The sequence below is a fragment of the Francisella sp. 19S2-4 genome, from assembly GCF_036281795.1.
Lineage (GTDB): Bacteria > Pseudomonadota > Gammaproteobacteria > Francisellales > Francisellaceae > Francisella.
In genome coordinates this window covers 1-1,609 of sequence record NZ_JAWUZH010000090.1, presented here as the reverse complement: position 1 = coordinate 1,609, position 1,609 = coordinate 1, and the positions used below count along the sequence as shown (strand labels likewise).

The window sequence follows — 1,609 nt, the reverse complement described above, 5'->3', positions numbered from 1 at the left end:
AGATAGTGTTCCAGATAGCATTTGCTGCTAGAGTATTTATCGCACCTGTGTAGAATGTTATATTAATTGTGTGGGGAGTTGATTAAAGATTTATTTATGCTTTTTGTATGTGGTGCTTTTGAGCTTGATATATATTGTAAGTAATAGGTATTTTATCTAAAATACCTTTAGTTTTTGAATCTTTAAAATTTATTAAGTATAAATTATGAAAAAAAAAGTTTTTTTATCTATTGGATTATTTGTGGGCTTTAGCTTTTTATATGCAAATGATTTACACGCTGAAAGCTGTGATACTGTTCCTAATGCTATTTCTTCTTATAAGGGCTTGGATGAGAATAATTGGAAAGGGTATTCAGAAGGACAGTTTGTTAAATTTAAGAATAAAATATATGAGTTAGAAGGAGATTGGTGGACTAGTGAATCTCCTGAAGAAAATAAATATTGGATCTTCTGTAAAAATATTGATAAATCAACATTGTCGATTAAGTTACCTCAGAAGCCAGACTCTATTGGAATTCAAGTAAAACCTACGATTAAGATCTATCATAATGGTGTCAGGATTGCAAAGCTAGATAATGCTGAATGGGGTAAAACTGCAGAATTAAAAGTTAAGCCTGGAACTCTTACTATACATACATCAAATATAGGATCAAATATAGGACATTCATTCCCCTCTAAAATCAAAATTAAGCCTGGAGAAAATAAACAAGTGGATGTTTATTTTAAAAAGATCGATGCTGGTTCAGTAGATCTTAAAGCTAAGCTAAAACTATCTTCTGGTTCTGGATTGATATCGGTGCCTTATACAATCAAAGATTTATCAGGAAATGTTGTTACTAAAGGAGATTTGACATTGAATTCTGATAAATTAATTAATGATCTTCCTGTGAAATCAGATAAAGGTACTAAATATATTGTCCAAACAGATAGTTTTGTGGATGCTGGTAAACACGTTAAAACTCTCCCTGAGACTTTCGTAGTGAATACAAATAAAACTACCAATGTTAATCTCGATTTTGAAAGTTGGCCACTTGCTACAGAAAGAGTTGATATAGTAGTTTCCCACTTGCCTAAAGGGAAAGAAGCGACTTTAAACTTTTTAAGCAAAGAAGGAGATATAAGAAAAGTTAAAGTTAATTGTGATGGCATTTATACACAGATCCTACCTAAGGATGATACTTCTTGGAGATTGCTGGTAGATAAAGATGTACCGTGTAATAAAACTAATATTTCTCCTCAATTCTTTATCACTAATCAAGATTGTTTAAATGGAGAAATCGATTTTTCTAAATAAGTCTCTATTTTTTATATCCCTTTATATTAATATATTTTTGTACTTAGAAAGTTTGCAAATAAAGACAGGTTTATAAAGTATTTATATATAGCTAAATCATTATATTTTGGTTATAATATTTTCTATTTGTAACTATGACTTATTCATTAGATTTCCGTCAAAAAGTATTATCAATAAAAGAATCAGAGAATTTAACGTTTGAAGTCACAGCAAGCAGATTTTGCATAGGTAAGAATACGCTATAAAGACTGTTGAATTAATATCCCAAATTGTTAGATATATTTTGTAAAATACAGATGTTACAGATATTAGTAT

The 1,609-nt window shown here is 29.5% G+C and carries 1 protein-coding gene; it reads left to right on the top strand.

Features of this window, described 5'->3' with window-relative positions:
• The first annotated feature begins 205 nt into the window (after nucleotides 1-205).
• Nucleotides 206-1,294 (top strand): hypothetical protein, encoded by a 1,089-nt coding sequence (locus R8535_RS10835; RefSeq protein WP_329499165.1) that lies wholly within the window; start codon nucleotides 206-208, stop codon nucleotides 1,292-1,294.
• Nucleotides 1,295-1,609: the final 315 nt, after the last annotated feature.

What these genes read in the sequence shown, in the direction of transcription:
- R8535_RS10835 (WP_329499165.1), top strand. Translation starts at nt 206, where the DNA reads ATGAAAAAAAAAGTTTTTTTATCTATTGGATTATTTGTGGGCTTTAGC.